The organism is Microbacterium luticellae (assembly GCF_050408645.1).
Classification (GTDB): Bacteria; Actinomycetota; Actinomycetes; order Actinomycetales; family Microbacteriaceae; genus Microbacterium.
In genome coordinates this window covers 155,667-171,752 of sequence record NZ_JBNTKE010000003.1, presented here as the reverse complement: position 1 = coordinate 171,752, position 16,086 = coordinate 155,667, and the positions used below count along the sequence as shown (strand labels likewise).

Genomic DNA, 16,086 nt, shown 5'->3' with positions numbered 1-16,086 from the left:
GTTACTGCTCCACCAAGCGCACGAGACGCTCGTGGCCTGTTTCTTCGAGCTCGGCGATGTCGTCGCGCGATTTCAAAAAGTCGGAGAACGAACGGTAGCCGAGCGATTTCTCGCTAAACGAGGGGTCCATGCGACGCATCTGCGTTTTTACTGCCGAACTGTGCAGCCACTCATCGCTGTCTGACTTATCGTGGCCGAGCCGCAGGGCGCGGGCCAGCAGACGGGTGGCCTCGGCTTGGTCGTCGGCGGCGGGATCGTCGACGGTGCGGTCAGCTTCAGCATCCGGGGTCGTTGCAGCCTGCGGCGCCGACTTATTCGTCGACTTTGAGCGCGATTTTTTGGCGGGTGCTGCAGCAATAGGGGCCACGCCGCTGAGCGAATCGTAGGCCTGAAACTCGTCGCAGGCAGCAGCCAGCGACTTTGCGGTCGACCCGGCAACCCCCATGCCCACCACATAGCGGCCCAGGCGGCGGCAGCGCTGCGCGAGGGGCACGTAGTCGGAGTCACCGGCAACAATCACCACGTGGGTGAGGTCGGGCAGACGAAACATGTCTTCGACCGTGTCGACGGCCAACCGAATATCGGCCCCGTTTTTGGCGTAGGCGGCGGCCGGAAAAAGCTGCACCAGATCGACCGCGCGGGCCACCAGCTGTGCACGATACTCGGCGTTGACGGGCAGTGACCAGTCGGCGTAGGCGCGCGTGAGCACGAGGGACCCAAACGACGACGCGTAGTCGATAATCGCGCCCACATCGATGGTTGCCTGGGCTAGCCGCTCGACAATTTCGGGGTCATTCTGGTTTTCAGCAATGCGCTGCCGGTCGCGACCATAAGCGTTTCGGCCGTGTACGCGGTCGTACCACGAGATAACAATGTTGTCGAAGTCGAGATAGACGGCGACGCGGGAATCTTGCGGGTCAGCCATAGGGTGTCCTTTCGAAAACTCGTGGCAGCTTATTCGCCCGGATACTTCAGCCCGATCTGGGCACGAATGTCATCGAGCACGCCCATAATGGCCACGCTCTCGGCGATCGGAAGAATGTCTCCGGCCCAGCTACCGCTTGCCACGAGACGTTCGGCGGCAAACGCCTGAAACTGCATACCGCGACCGGCAGGAATACTGCCGTCGTACTCTTCGAGCACCGTGCCATCGGCGCTCGTCACGCGAAAACTCGTGGGTGTGTACCACACGCGGTCAACGTCGATGCGGGCCTTTGTGCCCACAATCGTGGCCGTATTGGCTCCCGCACCTCGCGATGATGACAGCGACGTCGATACTGCGCCGCCCTCATGCAGCATCACGGTACCCACCTCGGTGTCGGCCCCCGTCTCACCCAGGGTTGCCAGAGCCCGGATGCCGGTGGGCACACCCAGCACATCGCAAATAAACGACAGCGGATAAATCCCCAAGTCAAGCAGAGCCCCGCCACCCAGTTCGAGAGCGTTTATGCGGTGCGCCGGGTCAACCGGCAGGCTCTGTGTGTGATCGGCATGCATGCTGCGAAGCTCGCCCAGCGTGCCCGCGGCCACAATCTCACGGATGCGCACCATGTGTGGCAGGTACCGCGTCCACATAGCCTCCATCACCAGTAGGCCCCGCTCGGCGGCTAGCGTCTGCAGATCATGCGCCTCGGCACGGTTGATGGTAAACGGCTTCTCGACCAGCACATGTTTACCGTTTTCGAGCAGCATCCGGGCATTCTCATGATGCATAGGGTGCGGGGTAGCCACATACACAATGTCGATGTCGGGGTCGGCGGCCAACTCTTCATAACTGGCGTGTGCCCGCGCAATATCGAAGCGTTCAGCAAAAGCCTGGGCCGAAGCAGCACTGCGCGAACCCACCGCCTGCAACGCCAAACCCTCGGTGCGCAGATCAGAAGCAAAGGCGGCAGCAATACCGCCCGTGGCAAGAATTCCCCATCGTAAACCCGTCATGACATCCAGCGTACGGGGTGAGACAATGGCGCATGGCTGTTTCTCCTGTGATCACGGTTGACGAACTACTTTCTCTGCAAAAAACGGGGGCTGCCGTGCACGTGCTCGACGTGCGATGGCGACTGGGCCACACCGACGGCTATGAGCAGTACCTTGCCGGCCATATTCCCGGTGCCGTATTCGTCGACCTCGACCGTGATCTCTCGCGCCACGGCACGCCCGATGAGGGCCGCCACCCGCTACCGCACGACGCCGACTTTGCCGAGGCCGTGCGTCGCTGGGGGCTACGCCAGGGTGTGCCGGTGGTTATCTATGATGACGCCCGGATGCTGCCCGCCTCCCGTGCCTGGTGGGCGCTGCAGCGCGCGGGCGTCGACAACGTTCGTGTGCTCGACGGCGGATGGAAAGCGTGGCTCGCCGCCGGGGGAGAGGCCGAACAGGGGGGTGTCGAGGCGCAGCCCGGAGACAGAGAAGTGCGGCATCCGGGGCTTGATGATGTGCTGACAACCGAATCGGTCGCGCAGTGGACAGGAGTGCTCTTAGATGCCCGCGCTCCCGAGCGCTACCGTGGCGAAACAGAACCACTCGACCCTGTTGCCGGCCATATTCCCGGTGCCCACAACCTGCCGATGTCGATGATTCTCACCGATGACGGCCGTTTTCACGACCCGGTGACCATTGCCGCGGCCTTTGAAACGGTCGGTGCCGGCGAGAACATTCCCATCGCCGCATACTGCGGTTCCGGCGTCACAGCGGCACAACTTGCGCTGGCCGGAACCCTCATCGGCCGCGAAGTAACGCTGTACCCCGGCTCGTGGAGCGCCTGGTCAAACACCCCCGGTGCCGAAATCGAAACAGGCCCCGCCACCGAGGACGAGCCAATTGACGAGGCAGAAGCGACGATCTAGGCCAGCGTCGCTTCGATCGCTTCGCGCAGCACGTCGGGGTCGTACCAGGCGATGTCGCCATCGGCGAGCGCATGGTAGCGTTCGTGTCCTTTGCCGAGGATAGCGACGGTGTCGCCAGGCCGGGCCATCCGTGCTGCGGCGAAGATCGCTTCGCGGCGGTCACCGATTTCAATAATCTCTACGTGCGACGAGCGCGCGCCATCCATGAGCGCGGCACGAATGAGCGCCGGGTCATCGGTGTAAGGGTTGTCGTCGGTCACAATCAGTACGTCTGACACCATCGCGGCAAAGCGCCCCATCATGCGGCGTTTTGAAGCATCACGGTGCCCGTTGGCACCCAGCACGGTAATAATGCGGGTGTCGGGTGCCGTGGTGCGAATAGCGCTGAGTGCTGCGGCAATCGCTTCGGGTTTGTGGGCCGAGTCAACAATGGCTGTAAACGGCTGGCCGTGATCAAACCTTTGCAGGCGGCCCTCGACAGCAGGGAGCGCCGCAATACCCGCGGCCAGTTGTTCGAGGGGCAGTGCGGGGCTGAGGGCAGCGACGGCCGCGAGAATATTGTTGACGTTAAAAGCGCCCGTCAACTGGGTGGTAAAAGGCACTGCTTCGCCCGCGGGCGAGTGCACAATAAACGACGAACCATCGGGGCGCAGCTCGATCGCTTCGGCACGCCAGTCTGCCGGATGCCCCGCAGCAGACACCGTTGTTACCGGCACGGTCGCCTGCTCGGCCATCGTGCGGCCCCACAGGCTGTCGATGTCGACAACGCCGCGCTGGGCGTGTTCGGGGGTGAGCAGAATGCTTTTCGCCTGAAAATAGTCGGCTTGGGTGGGATGAAAATCGCGGTGATCATGGCCCAGGTTTAAAAACACGCCCGTGTCAAAAGCAAAACCGTCTACCCGGCCCAGCATGAGCGCGTGGCTCGACGCCTCGACCGCCACGGTGCAAAGACGCTGCTCACGCATCACTGCAAACAGCGCATGAAGCTCGGGAGCCTCGGGCGTGGTGAGTGTGGGCGGAAAAAAGTCATCGCCCACCGTGACACCGATCGAACCGATCGTGCCCGACTGCTGCATACCCGCCGCTGCCGCCACATAAAACGCCGTGGTCGTTTTACCCTGCGTACCGGTAATCCCCACGGTGGTGAGGGCTGCGGCCGGGTCGTCATACAGGTGCATTGTGGCGGGCCCTGCTGCACGACGGGGGTCATCAACCACAAGAGTCGGCAGTCCCTCTGGCACCAGCGCTGCACCCTCGCGGTCGGTAAGAACAGCGGCGGCTCCTGCTTCATGCGCAGCGCCCGCAAAACGAGCACCGTGACTGTTCTCGCCACGCACGGCAACAAAAAGGTCGCCCGGGCGCACGAGCGCCGTATTCATCGTGACACCGGTAAACGCAGCATCCGGAGCAAAAGCACGAGCTGCACCGCCCACGCTGTCGGGTGGCGAGGCCGTACCGGTCAGGTGTGTAGCCAGCGCGCCCAGGGTGCTGCGGTATTCCTCGACGGGGCGACTGTCGAGGCGTGATGCGGGATACTGCTCGAAAGACGCCATAACATCCCAATTCTAGGCGAGGCCGCGCTCGAGCCCGGCGCAGCCCCAACCACTGCCCGCTACCGTAGCGCCTGGGCGAGGTCGCGCACGATGTCTTCGGGGTCTTCGAGCCCCACAGAAAGCCGAATCGTAGTGGGTGTAATCCCGGCGTCCGCGCGCTGCTGCAGCGTCATATGCGCGTGCGTCATCGACGCAGGATGCGCCACCAGACTGCGGGCATCGCCAATGTTTGCCACCAGGCGCACCACCTGCAAAGCATCGACGACTCGAGCAACGCGCTCAAAACCGGCCGCGAAATCGGCGGCGGTACGCAGCGTCGGCGCAGGTATCGGGGCAGACGCCGCACCCGCGGCATCCGGAGCCCCATCGTGATCGCGTTCATGCAGGTCGAACGAGAACACCGAGGGTACGCCCCGCGGCAAATATTTTTGCGCCAAACCATGCCACGCATTACCGGCAAGACCCGGATGATTAACACGAGCGACAGCCGGATGCTGCTGCAAAAATTCGGCCACCTGCTGCGCCGTTGCCGCCTGCCGGGCAACCCGTAAATCTAGCGTCTCTAACCCCAAGAGAATCTCGTGCGCATTAAACGGTGACAGCGAGGGACCAAGATCGTGCACATACTGCGACTTGATGAGGGTCGTGAGAGCCTGACCGCGCCCACAACGCTCCCACAACACGAGGTCACCAAAACGGGCATAGGGTTTGGTGAACTGGGGCCAGCGTTCGGGTTCGTGACCAAAATCAAAAGAACCCTGATCAACAATCACACCGGCCAGCGACGTGCCATGGCCACCCAACAACTTTGTCGCCGAATGCACAACAACATCGGCACCGTGCTCACCCGGCCGCACAAGATAGGGCGTGCCGACCGTGTTATCGACCACCAGCGGAACACCGGCCCGGTGCGCACGGTCGGCCACCGCCTGAATATCGAGCACCTGCGCAACAGGGTTCGCCACCGACTCGGCAAAAAACGCGCGGGTGTGGGGCTGTACCGCGCTACTCCACGCCTCATGGTCGTCTTGATCGACAAAGGTGGTCGTAATGCCCCAGTCGGCAAAAGTATCGTGCAGCAGATCGACCGTGCCGCCATACAGCTGATGGGCAGCAACAATGTGGCCGCCGCGACCCGCAAGAGCCAAAAGAGCCATAGCGACGGCGGCCTGCCCCGAAGCGACAGCGGCCGCCGAAACCCCGCCCTCGAGCAGCGCCACACGCTCTTCGAGCACCTGCTGGGTGGGGCTGGCATTGCGGCTATAAAGGCTCCCCGCCTGCCGCAGAGCAAAAAGATCGGCAGCCTCGGCCAAAGAAGAAAACTGGTACGCCGCCGTCTGTGAAATAGGCGGCACAGCCCCCGTATAGGTGGCACCGGGGGTGTACCCCGCCTGCACCTGCTGAGTCGCAAAGCCAAGCCGAGTGGTCATGCCCCCATCATGCTCGCACCCGGCAGATACGGCCGTTTCGTGTGTCGAACTGTTTCATTCCATGACACACAACGACCGGCATCCGCCGGGTGCATGCGGCAGAACCGGAAAACGCAGAACCCTAGAACTCCGGGCGCAGAATAATTTTGCCGCCCGAAGCCCCCGCCTCCATCAGCTCATGAGCGCGAGGAGCCTGGCTCATCGGCAACTCTTCACCAAATTCGACCGAAAACTTCTTCTGCGTGATCAGCGCAATGGTCTCGGACACCGCGTCGATGCGCCACTGCTCTTCCTGGTCGGTGAGGGGCACGGGGCTCCCGCCAGAAAACGCGCGAATACCCAGCTGCGCTGCATCCGGCCCCCGCACAATTGTTGCCACCCGATTGTGGTCGGCAACAACAGCCTTCGAAACCTCAATAGCCTCGTCGGTGCCAATGCAGTCGACCGCAACCGTGACACCCTGCGGCGCAGCTTCGACCACACGCTGCTGCAGACCCTCGCCATAGGTGACAGGAATAGCGCCAATCGCACGCATCCGGTCATGCCGCCGCTCACTCGCCGTAGCCACCACCGTGGCACCGGCCGCAACAGCGAACTGCACAAGAGCCTGCCCCACAGCACCCGAACCACCGTGCACCAGCACCGTGTCATCAGCCGAAAAATCGAGCGAACGAGCCACCTGATACGCCGTACCCGCAGGGATACCCAGTGCAGCACCCTCGCTATAGGTCACTGCATCGTCGAGCAGCGCCAGCGACCCTTCGGCCGCCACCACATGCGTGGCATAGGTACCGGGCGTATTAAACACGGCAACCCGGTCACCAATCGAAAACTCGGTAACACCCTCGCCCACGGCACTGATGATTCCGGCACCATCAAAACCCACCCGGCGCGGTTCAACAATCGGTGGTGTCGGACGCAAACCGCTGCGCTGCTTCGCGTCGAGCGGATTCACCCCCGCCGCCTCGATACGAACAACAACCTCGCCCGCACCCGGCACCGGATCATCAATAGTGATCGCATGCAGCACACTCGGTGCACCCAACTCGGTAAAAACGATTGCTTGAGCCATATTGTCAGCGTAGCCGCGCTGGCTGTCACTCGGCCAGAAGCTTCATAATGCGCTGCGGAGACACCGACTGCGCCGTGCCCAACTTCTGCGCAAAAAGACTCACCCGATACTCTTCGAGCAACCATCGCGCACGGTGCAGCGGCTCGGCAGCATTCGCTGCAGCACCCGTGGTGGTGGGCATCGGTACGGTGCCCCCGGCGGCCGTAAACGCCTGCTCGACGCGCTCATACTCCGTCATACGAGTGCGATCACGGCCCGGGGCGTCGGCCAGGGTCTGCAAGCGTTCGAGCATGCCCTGCAAATATCGAGGCACATGCGCGAGCTGCTCGACACCGATCTGGCCGATAAAACCACGAAAAATCAGGCCATCCAGTTGCCGCCGCATATCGGCCAGCGGTGCCAGTAGGGCCAGAGAGTTCTGCTTCTTCATGGCCTTTTCTACCTCGCGCGACAGCGTCAATACCCGGGCGGCAAGACTCACACACGCAAACATGTCGTCAACCATGCGGGCCGAAACAGCATCACGCACACGCTCAAAATCCGCACGCGTGCGCACAACGCCGCCGGGCACAGCGGCATCAATAACGCTGCTCGCCACGGCCGTGCGTGCATCATCGAGCAGCTCGTTTGTTGTGGCGTAGGGCGATGCCGCCAAAGCCAGCTTCTCGTGCGCCGTCACATGCTCCAGCACATACGATGCAGGCGAAGGCACCGCCAACAACACCAGCCGCAACACGCCCTGCCGCAGGGCAGCCTCGGCATCTTCGGCCGTCGCCTCAATACGCACCGACACCGAAGAACCGTCATCCACCAGCGCCGGATACCCGCGCACAACACCCCCGGCCACCCGGCGATCCACCATCTCGGCGACATCATGCTCGGGCCACGTCGTCAACCCCGACTGTTGCGTGCTGGCGCTCGCTGCCGCCACGGCAGCAAGAGAATCGGCGCCGGTAGTGCCCGCGGCATCCGGATGCTTGCCACCCCGCCCGTTCTTGCTAGCCTTCCCGGTGCTTGCTTGCCCTGTGTTTGTTTGCGCGGTGACCGAGCGGGCAACACTCTGTTGCATACGGCGAGCCAACTGCTGCTGCAGGTCGCCCAGGTTACGGCCCGAACCCACCACACGACCTCGCTCATCGACCACACGAAAATTCATGTGCAGGTGCGAAGGCACACGGTCGAGATCAAAATCAGTGGCCCGCACCGGCTGATTAGCCAACGGTTGAATACGGCGAGCCAACGCCTCCAGCAGACTCGACGGCGGCAGACCTCCATGAGACTCAGGTCCTTCACCACGCAGTTCGTCACCAAACTTGTCGGCCCAGTCGGCCGCCGGAACCACATGGCGGCGAATATTTTTCGGCAGCGCTCGCAGCAGGCCCGTCATCAGTTCTGGTCGAAGGCCGGGCACCTGCCAGTCAAAACCTGCCGGTTGCAGGCCCGCCAACAGCGCCAGGGGCACCACGACACTCACGCCGTCGTCGGCAGCACCCGGCTCAAAACGGTACGCCAGGTGCACGGTCTGGTCGCCCTGCTGCCAGCGGGTCGGAAAGTCTCTCTGGTCGGCGCTTTCCTCATCATCGATGAGGTCGCTTTCGCGCATGGTTAGCAAGTGCGGTTGCGTTGTCAGTTCGTTGCGCCACCATTTTTCGAACGAGCGCACGTCAAAAACGTCGCGCGAAACACGGGCGTCATAAAACGCATAGATGGTTTCGTCGCCCGCCAGAATGTCGCGGCGACGCTCCCGCTCTTCGCGTTTTTCGAGGCGCCTGCGCAGTTCATGGTTCTTGCGCCAAAATGCGGTAACCCGCTTGTCGATGCGGGAGGGATCCCATTCGCCCTCGACCAGCGCGTGGCGCACAAACAGGTCGCGTGCGCCAGCCCGGTCGATGCGGGCAAACTGCACTCGTCGCCGCGGAATAATATCCACGCCAAACAGACTCACTTTTTCGGTCGCAATGGCTGCGCCCGCATCTTTTGACCAGCGCGGTTCAGAAATATGGCTCTTCGCGAGGTCACCCGCCAGGCTTTCGGCCCATGCCGGGTCAATCTGAGCAACCGTACGCGCAAAAGTTCGCGAGGTCTCCACAATTTCTGCCGCCATCACCGCAGCAGGGCTTTTTTTGCGCAGCCCCGATCCCGGAAAAATACTGAACCGGATGCCGCGCGCCCCCCGATATTCGGTAATGCGGTGCTTCTTGTCGCCCGGCTTACCGGCACCCTGCTGTTTTTTGGCGACCGTGCGTTCGTCGAGGATTCCGATGTGTGAGAGCAGCCCGGCCAGCAGCGCCTGGTGCACGGCATCGCCCATCGCGTGCCCGGACGCAGTCGTGCCTGCGGCGGCGACATGCGTGTGACCGCCGAGTTTTTTGTCGCCCGACCGCGTCGACAACAATGACTTCAGCTGCCGATGCACATCGAACCATTCACGCACCCGCACATAGTTAATGTGTTCCTGCCGACACATGCGCCGAAAAGCACTCGATCCCTGGGCTTTCTGCTGTTCGCGCAGGTAGTTCCACAGGTTCAGCAGCGTAAGAAAGTCGCTCGTCGGGTCGGAAAACCGTGCATGCATGCGTTCTGCTTCGTCACGCACACCCTGGGGTGCATCAGCCGAGGGGCGCTCGCGCACATCATGAATCGACAGCGCGGCGACGATGGGCACGACACTGTCGGTCACATTCAGGTGCTGGGCTTCGAGCAGCATCCGGGCAAAACGAGGGTCGATGGGCATGCGGGCCATGCGCCGACCGATGCGGGTGAGTGTGGGGGTTGCTTCGGGCGTGCGGGGCGGGGTGATGGCGCGCAGTTCGGTGAGCAGTTCGAGCGCCGCACGCACACCGCGCGAATCGGGTGGGGTGAGAAAGGGAAACTCGGTGATGTCACCGAAACCCAGCGCCAGCATTTGTAGTACGACCGAGGCGAGCGAGGTGCGCAAAATTTCGGGTTCGGTGAACTCGGGGCGAGCGTCGAAATCGTCTTCGCTGTAGAGCCGAATGGCGATGCCATGGCTGGTGCGCCCGGCACGACCTGATCGCTGCTGGGCCGAGGCCTGCGAGATGGCTTCGATGGGCAACCGCTGCACTTTTGATCGTGCACTGTAGCGCGAGATACGGGCCGTGCCGGTATCGATCACATATTTGATTCCCGGCACGGTGAGGCTGGTTTCTGCCACGTTGGTGGCCAGCACCACTCGGCGCGACACGGGTTTACCGTTGATGCGAGCGTTGGGGGCGGGGCGTTCAAAAACGCGGTGCTGTTCTGAGGCCGAAAGGCGACCATACAGGGGTAGCACTTCGGTGGCAGTGGGGTGGTTGCTGTACGCGGCGCGCACAGCGTCGGCGGCGTCGCGAATTTCTGCTTCGCCGGGCAAAAACACAAGTACGTCGCCGGGTGCTTCGCGGTCGAGTTCGCGCAGCGCCGCAACGATTGCCGTGGGGTCGGCGCTGTCGGCATCGGCGGCGTCTTTTTTGTTGCGCTGGTCGCGCGAGGTTTCCGACTGCTGCGGGCTCTGGCTGTCGTGGGCACGGTAGCGGACTTCTACCGGAAAAGTGCGGCCCGAAACCTCAATGATGGGCGCCGGATGCGGCACCGCCGCACTGTCACTCGAGCTCTTATCGCCTAGGCCCTGCGCGGGTGGCAGGGCAAAGTGCTGGGCGAAGCTTTCGGGGTCGATGGTGGCCGAGGTAATAATGACCTTGAGCTCGGGGCGTTCGACAAGAATTTGTCGCAGGTAGCCGAGCAGAAAGTCGACGTTGAGTGAGCGCTCGTGAGCCTCGTCGATGATGATGGTGTCGTAGCGGTGCAGCAGCCGGTCGCGATGGATTTCGTTGAGCAGAATCCCGTCGGTCATGAGGGTGATGCGCGTGTCGGCGGAGGCCTGGTCGGTAAAGCGTACGCGGTAACCGACAAGGCCACCGAGTTCGACCTGCATTTCTTCGGCGACGCGCTCCGCAATGGTGCGGGCAGCGAGGCGGCGGGGCTGCGTGTGGGCGATGGCTGAGCGGCCCAGTTCGAGACATATTTTGGGTAGCTGCGTTGTCTTACCCGACCCTGTCGCCCCGGCAATGATCACCACCTGGTTGTTGGTGATGGCTTCGCCGATCTGTTCGCGGGCAGCGCTGACGGGCAGCTCTGGCGGATACGAGAACAGGGGAGTAGACATAGCCCTCTATCGTATGCCTGGCGGTGCTATATGGCCCATTCTGGTGGGGCGACAGGGTCTTCGGCTTCGCGCAGAGCACGATAAATCTCGCTTTCGATAGCCAGTAGTGCCGGGTCGCCGTGCACGCGGGGGCGTGCTGCTCGCACATCTATTTCGTGCAGTACTCGACCGGGCCGCGGCGTGAGAATAACAATGCGGTCGGCCAAATACACGGCCTCGCCCACGTCGTGGGTCACAAAGACGACGGTGCGTCTTTGTTCGGCCCACAGTTGCAGCAGGTCGTGCTGCAATTGAGAACGAGTGAAGTGGTCGAGCGCGCCAAAGGGTTCGTCCATCAGCAACACTTCGGGGTCGGCGGCGAGGGCGCGGGCAATGCCGGCGCGCTGCCGCATACCGCCCGAAAGTTCGTGGGGGTAGCTGTCGGCAAACGCGGCAAGGCCTACTCGGGCAAGTTCGTGCCGTGCACGCTCTTCGCGTTCTCGCGCGGCAACTCCGGCGATTTCCAGCCCGATTGCAACGTTTCGTACGACCGTCCGCCACGGAAAAAGGGCAGGGTCCTGAAACACAACGCCCAGTTCACGGCGCGGAGCAGTCACCTTCTCGTCACGAAACAGTACGTCACCGGCATCCGGATGCTGCAGGCCAGCCAAAATCTCGAGCAGAGTACTTTTGCCGCATCCGCTGGGCCCAAGCAAGACCAAAAATTCTCCTTCGCGTACCGAGAGGTCGATGGCGTCGAGGGCGAGTGTTTCTTTGCGGGAGCTGCTAAAACGGCGGGTGGCCTGCGAGACAGTGAAGATGGCGCTCACTGGTCGGCCCCCTTCTGGCCGGCGTTGTTCTGGTCGAGATCTTTCGGATCGGGATACACAAAGTTGAGCGTGAACTCTTCGGGGATAAACCGCAGGTCAACATATTTTTCGGTGTCGTACTTCTCGTTTTGGTGACCAAAGTCGATTTCGAGCTGTTGGCTGTCGTTGATCGCATCGAGATCGAGGTTGGCGTTGGTCTCCCAAATCACGTCTTCTCGATCAATGGCGGTGCGCACGGCATCCGGATTCAGCGAGGGCAACTGGGTGATGAGCCACGGCACATAGTCGTCGTAATTGTCTTTGGCGTGATCGTAGGCGCGGTAATAGGCGCGAAGTGTTTTCTCGAGCAGCTCGGGGTTGCTGTCGATGAGTGTGGTGCTCGCGATGAGGGCACCGGTTTGATACGTGGGTAGGTAGTCCCAACCGCGGGCGAGGGTTGCTGTTGTTCCTTCGAGTTCTCCGAGCGCGGCGAACGGCTGGTGAATAATCGTTGCGTCTACCTGACCGGTGGTGACAGCACCGTAAGCGGTCTCATTCGTGCCCGAGGCGACCGTGGTGACCTCGGAGGGGTCGATACCGTGCGCCTGCAGTATGGCCAGCGCATAGGTTTCAAGGCCCGAACCGGGCACAGCGATTCCCACCTTTTTGCCACGCAGTTCTTCGATGCTCGAAATGCTTTCGTCAGCGATCAACCAGAAGGGGCCCTTCGTGCGAAAACCGGCACCCACTAGGCGTACGGGTGCGCCCTGGGCTGCGGCCCGCAGGTAGGTGGTGGTGGGGCCAAAAGCAATTGTTAGATCGCCCGAGCCGGTAGAAATAATGGCGTCGTCGGTCTGTACCCATTCCACCCGCAAACCTTCGTCAGCAAAAATGCCTGCTTCTTCGGCGTAGCGCAGCGGCATCTGGGTGTATTCGGTGGGGTCGAGCAGGCGAATGGTGTGCAGGCCATCAGCATCGGTGACGGTCGAAGCGGCCTGGGCAGAGCAGCCCGTAAGCGCCAGGGCGCTGGCGGTCACAGCACCCAGGGCGGCGACGAGGCGTGTGCGTAGGGTGCGTAACGTGCGGCGCGAAGATGTACTGCTGTGGGGTAGAGAATTGGTCTCTGACATGGTGTTCTTTCAAGGTTTAGCGCTGCCACCGCAGCAGAAAGCGGCGTTCGAGCGCGTTGACGATGCTGATCAGTGCGACGGCGATGAGCGTGACGTAAATGATGAGTGCGAACAGGCTCGGGGTGTCGTAGAGGCCCACGGCGCGCTGCACGAGGTAGCCGATACCGCCCTGCGAGGCGATCATTTCGGCAAAGATCGTGATCACCACGATCCCGGCGGTTTCGATACGGATGGCGGTCACGATCGAGGCGGCCGCCGAAGGCAGAATCACAGTGCGAATAATCTGTGCCCGGCGGGCACCATATGACCGTGCCACTTTGAGGTGTTTTTCTTCCACGTTTTTGATGCCCGAGATGGTGTTAAACAGCGGCACAAACACAGAGAAGAGAAACACGACTGCAATTTTGTGGTCGATACCGATGCCCAGATACAGCGTGAGCAGCGGAATAAGGGTCACTTTGGGTATGGCATAGATGGCGCTCACGAATGGGCTAAAAAACTTTTCTGCCCCGCGCGAGAGCCCCAGCCAAATACCCAGGCCGACTCCCACGACAATGCCGAGCGTTGTACCCACCAGGCCCGCCCACAGGGTAATGCCGGTGTGCTGCAGCAGATTGTGTTCGGTCAGGAGCACCGGAAACCGGGCGATGACTTGCGTCGGCGACGCCAGATAGATCGGGGCTACTCGGCCGCTGTCAACCAGCCACTGCACAAGACCCAGAATGGCCAGCACAACGGCCACCTGACCAGATATTCGGATGCCGGTGGCCAGCGTGAACGCCCGCGGCGGGCGTGTGCCGTGCGTACGCTCGCGTGCTGTTCGTGCAGTGATGGTCGTGCTTGCCGTGACGGGTGTGGCGCTCGTGGCTGTCATGCGGCGTCCTGTTCGGCCTGTTCGTCGCTGTGTTCACTCTGCGTGCTTGATGCGGGCTTGGGGATGCGTGCGTCGGCGGCGATTCCGAGTGTTTCGGCGAGGGTGTCGTGTTCGTATTCGGTGCGGAAGATTCCGCGCCGCTGCAGTTCTGGCACCACCTGGTCGACGAAGGCATCGGCGGGGCCGCGATGGTACGGCGGAAAGATTTGAATACCGTCGAGGGCTTCTTCTTCGAGGTGTGTTTCGAGCCACGTGGCGATGGTGGCGGCGTCGCCGACGACGGCGCCCTGGGAGTAGCGGTTACTGAGGGTAAAACGGTACAGGTCGGCAAGGGTGAGGTCTTCACCAAGGGTGGGAATAACAACGTCGCGCAGCCAACGGGCGTCGTCATCGGCGGTGCGTTCTTGTCCGGCGAGGCGGCTGGTGCGGTGGGCCTGGTCGCTCACGAGCTGTTTGAGCGAGTCGGCACCGATCGTATCGGTGTCAATAACGTCAAGCACGCGTTCGCTCTCGTTGATTTCGCGTAGGTTAAGGCCAAACGCACGCGAGTATGCGGCCGGAAGCTGCGTGGTGACCTGAAACGCTTGCACTTCACGAAACTTTTCTCGGGCTTCGCGCAGTGTGCCGCCCACAAACGGTGTGATGCCGGGAATGATCTTGAATGCTTCTGGGTCGCGGCCACGGTCACTCACGCGCTGTTTGTGGCTGCGATAGTGTTCGCGCCCAATTTCGAGCCCAAAATACGGCGAGAAACGCACGTGGGCGAGGTCGGCACCGTAGTCGAGAGACTCGGGTGACATTCCCACGTGAACGTTGGCGATCTGCTGTTGCACGGGCGGGGGAGCGTTGAGCGGGCCGCGCACGTTAAAGAACTCGCCGCGAAAGTCGATCGTGTGCCACGACCCGGGGCGCACGAGTGTGCCGCCCTCTTTATCGTCGAGCACAAAGTCGCGGTCCCAGCTGTGCAGCAGCTGGTTCAGTGCCACCGTAAATTCGCGGGCGCGCACATATTTGCTCTGCTCATCGGGAAGGTTCTCACCTTCATAGTTCAGTTCCGGATGCCCCGAACGGTCAATACCAAACACCACATTGAGCGCTACGCGTCCGCGCGAAAAGTTGTCGAGTGTAGCCACCTGGCGGGCGACGGTAAAGGGGTGCTCGAAGCTGGAGTTCACCGAGACAAGAAAACCCACATTGCGGGTAACAGCGGCCGCATAACCGGCGAACACGCTGGTGTCCCACCGGTGAATACGCTGCAGACTGTCGGCATCGCTGGCCAGCGAACTGCCCGCAAAAATGTAGTCGAGTTTGCCGCGCTCGGCGATACGCGCAATATCGGTGATCACACTCGGGTCGATAAGCCCGTGGTTATTGGCTTCGGGTAGACGCCACGCACGCAAATCCCATCCTGTGCCGTAAGCGGCGAGTCCGATATGTAGTTGTTTGCGACGGCGAGTGGTCATGGGGGCCTCCAGACGAAAGAACAGAGAATGCCCCGACGCTAAGTCGAAGACGCTGCGCACGAAAGTGTGCAGGCCACGGTTTGTTACCTACCGAAACTTCGCGCAATGTTTCGACATACAGCGGGTGCGGAGAGTGCCGACCGGCATCCGGGTGGGTACCGTCGCAGCATGACTGCTCCCTACCGAATTGTTGCCGTCTCGGGGTCTGTGCAAGAACCGAGCAAAACCACGGCGGTTGTTACCGCGCTCGCCGAGGCCGTCGCCGCCCGCATCCCCGCCGAGGTGGCCACGGTAGAACTGGCCCAGTGGGGGCCGGTGTTGGCCGGCGCGCTGTCGCGCGATCAGTTGCATCCGGATGCCGAAGCCCAGGTGCGTGCGATTGAACAGGCCGATCTGCTGGTGGTCGGCAGCCCCGTGTATCGCGCGTCGTTTAGTGGCCTGTTTAAGCACCTGTTTGATCTGGTCGACCAGTATGCGCTCGTGGGCACGCCCGTGCTCTTGGCAGCAACGGGTGGCGGCGAACGCCACGCGCTCATCATCGAACACCAGCTGCGCCCGCTGTTTTCGTTTTTTCAAGCGCTCACGCTTCCGCTGGGAGTGTACGCGAGCCATGCATCTTTTGACGGCACCGTGATAACTGACGAATCACTCCGCCGCCGCATTGACCTCGCCGCCGAACGCAGCATTCCGCTGCTGCCGCATACCCCGAATGTCACTGAGCTCGTCGCTTCATGACCCGTGTGCTGCGACAGCCGCTGAAGCCTG

The 16,086-nt window shown here is 62.0% G+C and carries 12 protein-coding genes; 2 read left to right on the top strand and 10 right to left on the bottom strand.

Annotated elements, in window-relative coordinates:
• Position 1: 1 nt before the first annotated feature.
• Positions 2 to 925 (bottom strand): NYN domain-containing protein, encoded by a 924-nt coding sequence (locus ACQUSW_RS09445; RefSeq protein ID WP_428932044.1) that lies wholly within the window; start codon positions 923 to 925, stop codon positions 2 to 4.
• Between the two features lie 29 nt (positions 926 to 954).
• Positions 955 to 1,938: a Gfo/Idh/MocA family protein gene (locus ACQUSW_RS09440; protein WP_428932043.1), complete on the bottom strand. Its 984-nt coding sequence runs from the start codon at positions 1,936 to 1,938 to the stop codon at positions 955 to 957.
• A 32-nt stretch (positions 1,939 to 1,970) separates the two neighbouring features.
• Between ACQUSW_RS09440 and ACQUSW_RS09435 the strand changes: the two genes are divergently transcribed.
• Positions 1,971 to 2,846: a sulfurtransferase gene (locus ACQUSW_RS09435; protein WP_428932042.1), complete on the top strand. Its 876-nt coding sequence runs from the start codon at positions 1,971 to 1,973 to the stop codon at positions 2,844 to 2,846.
• On the opposite strand, the gene ACQUSW_RS09430 is transcribed toward ACQUSW_RS09435, so the two are convergent.
• The 8 genes from ACQUSW_RS09430 to ACQUSW_RS09395 all read right to left on the bottom strand — a co-directional run bounded on the left by ACQUSW_RS09430 (position 2,843) and on the right by ACQUSW_RS09395 (position 15,321).
• Positions 2,843 to 4,399: a Mur ligase family protein gene (locus tag ACQUSW_RS09430; protein ID WP_428932041.1), complete on the bottom strand. Its 1,557-nt coding sequence runs from the start codon at positions 4,397 to 4,399 to the stop codon at positions 2,843 to 2,845. The two genes, ACQUSW_RS09435 and ACQUSW_RS09430, sit on opposite strands and share 4 nt — an antisense overlap.
• 59 nt (positions 4,400 to 4,458) lie before the next feature.
• On the bottom strand, positions 4,459 to 5,829 hold the full coding sequence (locus tag ACQUSW_RS09425; RefSeq protein ID WP_428932040.1) for an O-acetylhomoserine aminocarboxypropyltransferase/cysteine synthase family protein: 1,371 nt from the start codon (positions 5,827 to 5,829) through the stop codon (positions 4,459 to 4,461).
• Between the two features lie 121 nt (positions 5,830 to 5,950).
• Positions 5,951 to 6,901 (bottom strand): quinone oxidoreductase family protein, encoded by a 951-nt coding sequence (locus ACQUSW_RS09420; protein ID WP_428932039.1) that lies wholly within the window; start codon positions 6,899 to 6,901, stop codon positions 5,951 to 5,953.
• A gap of 25 nt (positions 6,902 to 6,926) precedes the next feature.
• Complete coding sequence (hrpA, locus tag ACQUSW_RS09415) at positions 6,927 to 11,066, bottom strand: ATP-dependent RNA helicase HrpA (protein WP_428932038.1); 4,140 nt, start codon at positions 11,064 to 11,066, stop codon at positions 6,927 to 6,929.
• A 26-nt stretch (positions 11,067 to 11,092) separates the two neighbouring features.
• Complete coding sequence (locus tag ACQUSW_RS09410) at positions 11,093 to 11,875, bottom strand: ABC transporter ATP-binding protein (RefSeq protein WP_428932037.1); 783 nt, start codon at positions 11,873 to 11,875, stop codon at positions 11,093 to 11,095.
• Positions 11,872 to 12,984 carry an ABC transporter substrate-binding protein gene (locus tag ACQUSW_RS09405; RefSeq protein WP_428932036.1) on the bottom strand — a complete coding sequence of 371 codons (1,113 nt, stop codon included), beginning with the start codon at positions 12,982 to 12,984 and terminating at the stop codon, positions 11,872 to 11,874. The genes ACQUSW_RS09410 and ACQUSW_RS09405 overlap by 4 nt, the downstream gene beginning before the upstream one ends.
• Positions 12,985 to 13,000: 16 nt before the next feature.
• Positions 13,001 to 13,858, bottom strand: coding sequence for an ABC transporter permease (locus ACQUSW_RS09400; RefSeq protein ID WP_428932035.1), 858 nt, complete (start codon positions 13,856 to 13,858; stop codon positions 13,001 to 13,003).
• Positions 13,855 to 15,321, bottom strand: coding sequence for an LLM class flavin-dependent oxidoreductase (locus ACQUSW_RS09395; RefSeq protein ID WP_428932034.1), 1,467 nt, complete (start codon positions 15,319 to 15,321; stop codon positions 13,855 to 13,857). The genes ACQUSW_RS09400 and ACQUSW_RS09395 overlap by 4 nt, the downstream gene beginning before the upstream one ends.
• Positions 15,322 to 15,489: 168 nt before the next feature.
• Here ACQUSW_RS09395 and msuE point away from each other — a divergent pair, with 168 nt between their 5' ends.
• On the top strand, positions 15,490 to 16,056 hold the full coding sequence (gene msuE, locus ACQUSW_RS09390; protein WP_428932033.1) for an FMN reductase: 567 nt from the start codon (positions 15,490 to 15,492) through the stop codon (positions 16,054 to 16,056).
• Positions 16,057 to 16,086 lie beyond the last annotated feature (30 nt).